Origin of the sequence: Pseudooceanicola sp. HF7 (assembly GCF_011806405.1) — a bacterium.
Lineage (GTDB): Bacteria > Pseudomonadota > Alphaproteobacteria > Rhodobacterales > Rhodobacteraceae > Pseudooceanicola.
Genome location: NZ_JAATOW010000044.1, coordinates 25,722 through 33,340 on the forward strand (window position 1 = coordinate 25,722; position 7,619 = coordinate 33,340).

A 7,619-nucleotide genomic window follows, 5' to 3' on the forward strand; every position below is an offset into this window, starting at 1 on the left:
CGCTCAGTTGAGCGTCACGGGCATGTTGATCGGCCCGCGGAATCCGAAGCCGCGCCATTTGACGGCCTCCGGATCGGGCAGCGTCATGTTCGGGAAGCGTTCGAACAGGGCCGGCATCATGATCTCGCCCACGGTGCGGCGCGCGATATGGGCCCCCGCGCAATGGTGCGGGCCGGAACCGAAGGCCTGGTGGACGTTCTTGTCCCGGAAGACGTGGAAATTCTCACTGTCTTCATAGAGATCCTCGTCCCGGTTGGCCGAGGCCTGGACCGTCATCAGGATATCGCCCTTGGCGATGTCGCAGCCGCCGATCTGGATGTCGTCCATCGCCACGCGAGAGGAACACTGGATCGGCGCGACCCAGCGGACGCCCTCTTCGAAGGCGGCGCCCCAGGCCTCTTGCCGGCGGACTTCTTCCAGCTGCTCGGGGTTGGTCAGCAGGCCGTAGATGATGGTGGCCATGGCATCGCGCGGTTCATTGATGCCGCCGCCGATGGCGATCTTGATATTGGCCTCGACCTGGCTCCAGGGGATCGGATCGGCCGCGTTGACCATCAGGGACAGGGCGGAATCGTCGGGCTCTGCCCGCAGGCGCTCTGCGCAATCCGCGATCAGCACGTTCATTTCCTGGTTCGCGCGGTCGGTGATGGCAAAGAGATCGGGATCCCAGCCGAAGTTGCCCGCGCCGTCGATCAGCTGCTGTGACCAGCGCATCATGTCCTCGTCCGAAGCGCCGTGCAGGCCCAGGATATGGATCAGGATGCGGGCCGAGACCGGGCCGCAGATTTCCTGGTAGAGATCCACGGTTTCGCCGCGCGGCAGACGGTCCAGGTATTCGGCCGTGATGTCACGGTAGACCTGGGCCCAGTTGGTCTTGATGATCTTGGGGGTAAAGGCCTTTTGCATGGCCATCCGTTCGCGCCGGTGCTCATCGCCATCCTTGCGCATCAGCGTATGGGCGCGGAAGGCCGGGTGCATCGGGGATTCAGGATCGTTGGAGCTGAACAGCTCCGCATCGTCCTTCACCATCTTGGTGAATTCCGCCTTGGTCAGCAGCGTGCGGTTGACCGAGGGCACCCGGACCACCGGGGTTTCGGCCCGCATGCGGCGGTAGATCGGATAGGGATCCAGGACCAGGTCCTTGATCATTACGCTTTCATCAACCGGTGCCAATGGCATTGTCGACGCCTCCTCCCAAAGAACGTGTTCGCTTAGAAGGGCACAGGCCTCGCAATCTTTCAACCAGATGGGCTTGATGGGTTTGATCGGATAATCAGATACTGCTAGACGATCTGCGGAGGAGCCCCCATGACAGACCCGCATCAGCTTGATTTCCGTGCCTTTCATTTCCTGACGGTGGTGCACCGCGAGCGGTCCTTCAGCCAGGCGGCGGAGGTGCTTGGGGTGAGCCAGTCGATGGTGAGCTATGCGATCGAGAAGCTGCGGCAGGTCTTTGATGATCCGCTTTTCGTGCGCGAGGCCGGCAGCACCCTGCCCACGCCGCGCTGCGAGGAGCTGGTCAGCTATGCCTCTGGCCTGCTGTCGGATTTCGAGGCGATCCGCGCGGGCAAGGATTTCGATCCCGCCACCACCACCGCGCGCTTCACCATCGCCTGCAACTACTACGAGCGCTCGCTGATGATCCCCGCCGTCATCGCCACCCTGCGCAAGCAGGCCCCGCTGCTGCACCTGGAGGTGATCGATGCGGCGGGCGGCGGGCATACGCGCCTGCTGGAGGGCGACGCGGATCTGCTGATCGGCCCCTACCGGCGGCAGGATGTGTCCTTTTACGAAAGGATGCTGTTCATTGACCGCTACGCCTGCCTGATGGATCCCGGCCACCCCTCAGCCAACCAGGTACTCACGCTGGAGGAATACCTGGCCTTCGAACATATCCTGATCACTTACGGGGGGCACTGGATCTCTCCCTATATCCACGAGATCGAGAGCATGGGGCACCAGATCACCCCCGCCCTGCGCGTGCCAAGCCCGGCGGGGATCGACCGGCTGGTGACGGGGTCGAACCTGGTGGCGACGGTGCCGCGGCGGCTGGCGCTGAACCACGGCGCGCAGCTGCGGGTGCTGGATTGCCCGGTGGGCGCGCCGGTGGAGGTCAAGATGGTCTGGAGCGGGCGCAACCATCACTCCGCTCTGCACAAATGGGTGCGCGATCTGATCTCGCGCACCGTGGCACAGCCGGCGCGCTAGGCACGCCGGCCGAGGGAGAGGAGCGGTCAGCTGGGCAGATACTCCCGGCTCCAGGAGGTGCTGACCGCGCCGGCATCCAGCATCTTCTGAACTGCCGCCTCGCTATAGCCCAGCTCTGCCAGGATCTCGCGGGTGGAGGTGCCGAACTTTTCCGCCGGGCTCACGGCCATCACCGCGCCACGGCGGGTGCGCACCGCGTAGGGATCAAGCTGCGTGACCTCGTGGCCAGAGGGGTGATCGCGGTAGATCGAGAAGGAATAGCTGCCGTTCTGCGTGCCCGGCGTGCCATCGGCCTCATGTTCGTTGCGGGCGCGCAGGGCGTCGATGTTCTCACAGATCGCCACGCCGATATCGGCGGCGCGCAGGCGGGTGACCCATTCCTGGGCCGGCTGGGCCTGGAAGGCGGTGGCAAGGTAGGCCGCGCGATCCTCGACCGGGATATCGGGCAGGTCTTCCAGCCCCTCCACCGCCCGGAAGCGGGGCAGATCGTTTTCCCAGGCACATAGCAGGATGTGACGGCCCGAGGCGGTGGAATAGAAGCGCGCCAGGTCGTTCCAGCCGCTGACATCGGGGCCGGAGGGTTCATCGAAAAGCCCCCTGCCCTTGAAGTCATAGGCGAAGGGCACCTGCAGCAGCCCGGCATTGGCAGAGAGCGAGGTGCGCCCGCGCCCGATGCGTCCATGGCGGTACTTCTGGTAGAGCGCCGCGGCCACCGAAAGCGCGCCGCCGAAGCCGCACATGACGTCGATCGTACCGACGTGGGCGTGTTCCTCTGGCCGGTCCATGGCGCCGCCAAAGCGGGTCATGATGCCGGTCGCGGCCTGCACCAGGTCATCGTAACCGATGTAATCCGTGCGCACCCCGCGCCGCACGCCGGAGAAGCAATCCAGCTTGCAGAAGATCGCATCCGGGTTGAGCTTGCGCAGCTGCTCTGCATCCAGGCCCATCTTGCGGATCTGGCTGTCCGGCGCGTTCCAGACGATCACATCCACGGTCTTCACCAGATCCTCCAGCACCTGCTGGCCATGGCGCGATTTCAGGTCCACCAGGATGGATTTCTTGCCCCGTCCCTGGCTCATCCCGTAGATGACGGTGTTCCAGCTGTCATACATCGGCTGGGCCGGATCGAGCTTGATCACCTCTGCGCCGAAGCGGGCCAGGTAGCTGGCCGAATGCGGGCCGGCGATGACGTTGCACAGGTCCAGCACGCGCACGCCGCTCAGCCAGGCCTCCTGGTCGTTGTCCTCGGTGGCGGCGGGGATGTCGGTGCGCAGGGCGCGCAGGATCTTCAGCGCCTCCGGCATCTCGACCCAGCGACGGGGTTCGGGGCTGAGGGCTTCTTCGCCGCTTTCCTCCATCCAGACCACCGGGCCGGGCATCGTCATCTCACCGTAGACCGGATCCCAGAGGTCGATCATCAGGCCGGAGGCCTCTGCGTATTCGTCGTTGATCCATTCCTGCAACCACAGCTGTGGCCCGCCGGGAATGCCCGCGCGCCCGAACAGCTTGACCCATTCGCGCGCGGTGCGGGTCATGAAGACCTCTTTCATCCGGGCGGCGATGTGATCGGCCCAGTCCTTTGGCATCGGGTAGACCCCGAGGGAGACATGGGCGGACCATTCGGCATAGGGGCGATAGGTGTCCTCTTCCGAGGTCAGCCCCTCTTCGACCAGTTCATCGTAGATGCCCAGAACCTCCAGGCAGCGCCTGGCGTGGTACTTGTGGCTGGGGCAGACGACGTAGAACATGCGCCCGTCCTTGCACATGTAGCTGCGGAAGAAGGGATCCAGCAGTTCCTGGAGCTCTTCGTAGGAGACATTCATCTGCAGGCCTTCGATCCGGCGGCGCTCGATCTCCTTTTCCCGCTGGGTCAGGTAGCGTTCGGGCATGTCGGCGACGCGGATGGAATTGTAACACAGCCCCTCCATGATGGCGGCGGCCAGCGGCACCTCGATCTGGTCGCCGCGCCCGGTCACCTGGCGCGATTGCAGCGCCAGCACCACGGCAGAGCCGGCGATCTGCGCCGCGTAGGCAGAAGACAGCGGCAGCGGAGAGAAGGAGGGGTTCACCCCCATCAGCACCCGGTTCAGCCCCATGTCCGTGAACACGCCGGAGCTGGCCGCGACCACGCTTTCAAAGGCGCGCTGTTCGCGGCGCTCCAGGTCGTTCGAGGCAAAGCCGGGGATCGACAGCGTGATCAGCTCTGGCCGGTCCTGGCACATCTGGTCGAAATCCAGGCCCAGGGCGGCCAGCTTGCCGGGGCGGAAGTTCTCTATGATCACGTCGGCTTCGTCGCAGAGCGCGCGGGCATCGGCCAGCCCTGCCTCTGTCTTCAGGTCAAGGGTCACGATGACCTTGTTGCGGTTCAGCGTGGCATTGGCCGGGCTGTCCCACATCGGACCCTGGGGCGGATCGACCTTGACCACGGTGGCGCCAAGGTCCCCCAGCAGCATGCCCACGGCGGGGCCTGCAATATATTGTCCGAAATCAACGACTTTCACGCCAGTCAGCGGAAGGTGGGAAAAGGTCTGACGCATGGGCGCTCCGACAGGTTGAGGGGGCTTGGCAGCCGGGTCACTGCCCGGACAGGATCCAGCCCGCGGCTTTTTCGGCAATCATGAGGGTCGGCGAATTGGTGTTGCCGCTGGTGATCCGCGGCATGATCGAGGCATCCACGACCCGCAGCCCGGCGATCCCGCGCACCCGCAGATGCGGATCCAGGGGGGCGGACTCCTCCTCCGCGTGGCCCATGCGGATGGTGCCGGTGGGGTGGAAGATCGTGCTGGCGATATCGCCGGCCAGGCGCGCCAGCTCTTCATCGGACTGGTACTGCACGCCGGGTTTATGTTCCTGCGGCGCATAGCCGGCCATCGCGGGCTGGGCCATGATACGGCGCACCTGGCGCAGGCTGTCGGCGGCGACCTTTCGGTCCTCCTCTGTCGACAGGTAGTTCGGCGTGATCTTCGGCGCGTCGCGGAAATCGGCGGAGCCGATGCGCACGTGACCGCGCGAGCTGGGGTTGAGGTTGCAGACCGAGACGGTGATCGCCGGGAAGGCATGCAGCGGCTCCCCGAAGGCATCCAGGGAGAGCGGCTGGACGTGGTATTGCAGGTTGGCATGGGTGCGCGAAGGGTCCGAGCGCGTGAAGGCGCCAAGCTGGCTGGGCGCCATGCTCATCGGGCCGGAGCGCCGGAACAGGTATTCCATGCCGATGGTCGCCTTGCCGATCAGGGTGCCGGCCAGGGCGTTCAGGGTGCGGGTGCCATCGACCTTGAAGACGGTGCGGATCTGCAGGTGATCCTGCAGGTTCTCGCCCACCTCTGGCATGTCGCGCACCACCTCAATCCCGTGCTCGCGCAGCAGTGCCGCCGGGCCGATCCCGGAGAGTTGCAGGATCTGGGGCGAGTTCACGGCGCCTGCCGAGAGCACGACCTCACGCCGGGCGGTGACAGGGGTGCTGCGGCCGGCGCGGTTGACCATCGCGCCGCTGCACCGGGTGCCCTCGAATGTCAGCTTCTCGACCAGGGACTCGGTCCAGATGGTCAGGTTGGGGCGTTTCCTTGCCGGGCGCAGGAAGGCCTTGGAGGTGTTCCAGCGCCAGCCGGAGCGCTGGTTGACGTCGAAATAGCCCACGCCGGAATTGTCCCCGGTGTTGAAATCCTGGGTCTTTTCGACGCCGGTTTCCGCCGCGGCCTCCGCGAAGCTGTCCAGCACGTCCCACCGCAGGCGCTGCTTTTCCACGCGCCATTCCCCGCCCGTGCCATGCAGGTCCGAAAAGCGGCTGTTGTCGCCGGTCTGCGGATCGGCGCCATCATCCAGGCGGTAGTGATCCTCGTGCCGCTTGAAGTCTTCGAGCGAGCTCTCCCAGCCCCAGGCGTCCTCGCCTGTCAGCTCTGCCCAGGCATCGTAATCGCGCGCCTGGCCGCGCATGTAGATCATCCCGTTGATGGAGGAGCAGCCCCCCAGCGTCTTGCCGCGCGGATACTTCAGGCTGCGCCCGTTCAGGCCCGGATCGGCCTCTGTGCTGTAAAGCCAGTCGACGCGCGGATTGCCGATGGAATAGAGGTATCCGACGGGAATATGGATCCAGGGGTAATTGTCCGGCTTGCCCGCTTCCAGCAGCAGGACCCGGTTGGAGGGATCCGCGCTGAGCCGGTTTGCCAGCAGGCATCCGGCCGTTCCGGCGCCCACGACGATATAATCAAACTCCATGTCGCCCGTCATTGGACCCTCCTCCTCCGCCTGCGAAAAGGGGTATCGACCCCAGAAACGCTTTTCCAATGACTTTTGCCACAATCCGATATTATAGATTTTAATATGGAGCGCCTGTCGAACATCAACCTGCTGCTGGCCTTTGCCACCGTCGCCCAGGAGGGCAGCGTGTCCCGGGCGGCCGAGCGGCTGAACCTGACGCAGCCGGCGGTCAGCCACCAGCTGAAGCGGCTGGCCGAAGAGACCGGGACGCAGCTGTTCCGCCGGACTGGCACGGGGCTGGAGCTGACCCGGGAGGGGGCCGCGCTGGTGCCCCGGGCCGAACGCGTGTTGGAGGCCATGAGCGAGTTCACCCGCGGGGCGCAGCAGCAGGCGGGGCGGATCGCCGGGCGGCTGCGGATCGGCACGATCCTGGATCCCGATTTCATCCGCCTCGGTCCGCTGTTGCAGGCGCTGCGGGCCGATTACCCGGATGTGGCGACAGAGCTGAGCCATGCGGTCAGCGGAGAGACCCTGGCCCGGCTGATGCGCGGCCAGATCGACGGCGGCTTCTTCCTGAATGGGCCTGAGATCCCCAAACCGCGAACCGAGGACGACCGGCTGCATGTCATGTGGCTGGCCGATTTCACCTACCGGGTGATCGCGCCGCCGGGCTGGCAGAGCCGGGTGGAAAGCGCCGACTGGCCGGCCCTGGCGGAGATGCCCTGGATCGGCACGCCGCCGACCTCGGCCCATCACGGCCTTCTGGGGGCGATCTTTGCCCGCCACGGGGTGCGCCAGAGGGTGGTGGCGGAGGTGGACCAAGAGGCCTCCATGCTGGAGATGGTGCGCGCGGGGGTGGGGCTGAGCCTGAGCCGGGAATCCATCGCGCTGCACCAGCGCCAGACCGCGGGCCTGTCGGTTGCCGAGGCGGTTTCCGTTCCCGCCAGCCTGGGGTTCATCACGTTGCAGCGCCATCTGGCGCAGCCTACCGTCGGGGTGGTTATGGATGCCTTAAGACGGACCTGGTTCGGCGGCTGAACCGGCGTTTCGATCCCGTCGGTACGGCGTCTGTATCGTGTCGGTATCACGTCGGTATTACGTCGGTGCGCGGCGAACGGGGCGTTCGCGAAGACTTAAGCGGTGGCGGGGGGCTTTGCCCCCCACGAAACAGGGGGGCTCGATGCCCCCCGGTTTCGTTCCCCCCAGAGTTTTTCGGC

The 7,619-nt window shown here is 65.6% G+C and carries 5 protein-coding genes; 2 read left to right on the forward strand and 3 right to left on the reverse strand.

The genetic code is table 11. From position 1 onward, the window contains the following. Nucleotides 1–3: 3 nt before the first annotated feature. On the reverse strand, nucleotides 4–1,179 hold the full coding sequence (locus tag HCZ97_RS18315) for a cytochrome P450 (RefSeq protein WP_167690559.1): 1,176 nt from the start codon (nucleotides 1,177–1,179) through the stop codon (nucleotides 4–6). 129 nt (nucleotides 1,180–1,308) lie between these two features. Here HCZ97_RS18315 and HCZ97_RS18320 point away from each other — a divergent pair, with 129 nt between their 5' ends. Further along, nucleotides 1,309–2,208 carry a LysR family transcriptional regulator gene (locus HCZ97_RS18320; protein ID WP_167690560.1) on the forward strand — a complete coding sequence of 300 codons (900 nt, stop codon included), beginning with the start codon at nucleotides 1,309–1,311 and terminating at the stop codon, nucleotides 2,206–2,208. A gap of 26 nt (nucleotides 2,209–2,234) precedes the next feature. On the opposite strand, the gene HCZ97_RS18325 is transcribed toward HCZ97_RS18320, so the two are convergent. Beyond that, nucleotides 2,235–4,745, reverse strand: coding sequence for a CoA transferase (locus tag HCZ97_RS18325; RefSeq protein WP_167690561.1), 2,511 nt, complete (start codon nucleotides 4,743–4,745; stop codon nucleotides 2,235–2,237). Nucleotides 4,746–4,782: 37 nt separating this feature from the next. After that, nucleotides 4,783–6,432, reverse strand: a complete 1,650-nt coding sequence (locus HCZ97_RS18330; RefSeq protein ID WP_167690562.1) for a GMC family oxidoreductase — start codon at nucleotides 6,430–6,432, stop codon at nucleotides 4,783–4,785. 93 nt (nucleotides 6,433–6,525) lie between these two features. Here HCZ97_RS18330 and HCZ97_RS18335 point away from each other — a divergent pair, with 93 nt between their 5' ends. Beyond that, on the forward strand, nucleotides 6,526–7,440 hold the full coding sequence (locus HCZ97_RS18335; RefSeq protein WP_167690563.1) for a LysR family transcriptional regulator: 915 nt from the start codon (nucleotides 6,526–6,528) through the stop codon (nucleotides 7,438–7,440). Nucleotides 7,441–7,619: the final 179 nt, after the last annotated feature.

Coding starts and splice junctions, on each gene's coding strand:
- HCZ97_RS18315 (WP_167690559.1), bottom strand. CDS start 1,179: ATGCCATTGGCACCGGTTGATGAAAGCGTAATGATCAAGGACCTGGTC.
- HCZ97_RS18320 (WP_167690560.1), top strand. CDS start 1,309: ATGACAGACCCGCATCAGCTTGATTTCCGTGCCTTTCATTTCCTGACG.
- HCZ97_RS18335 (WP_167690563.1), top strand. CDS start 6,526: ATGGAGCGCCTGTCGAACATCAACCTGCTGCTGGCCTTTGCCACCGTC.
- HCZ97_RS18330 (WP_167690562.1), bottom strand. CDS start 6,432: ATGACGGGCGACATGGAGTTTGATTATATCGTCGTGGGCGCCGGAACG.
- HCZ97_RS18325 (WP_167690561.1), bottom strand. CDS start 4,745: ATGCGTCAGACCTTTTCCCACCTTCCGCTGACTGGCGTGAAAGTCGTT.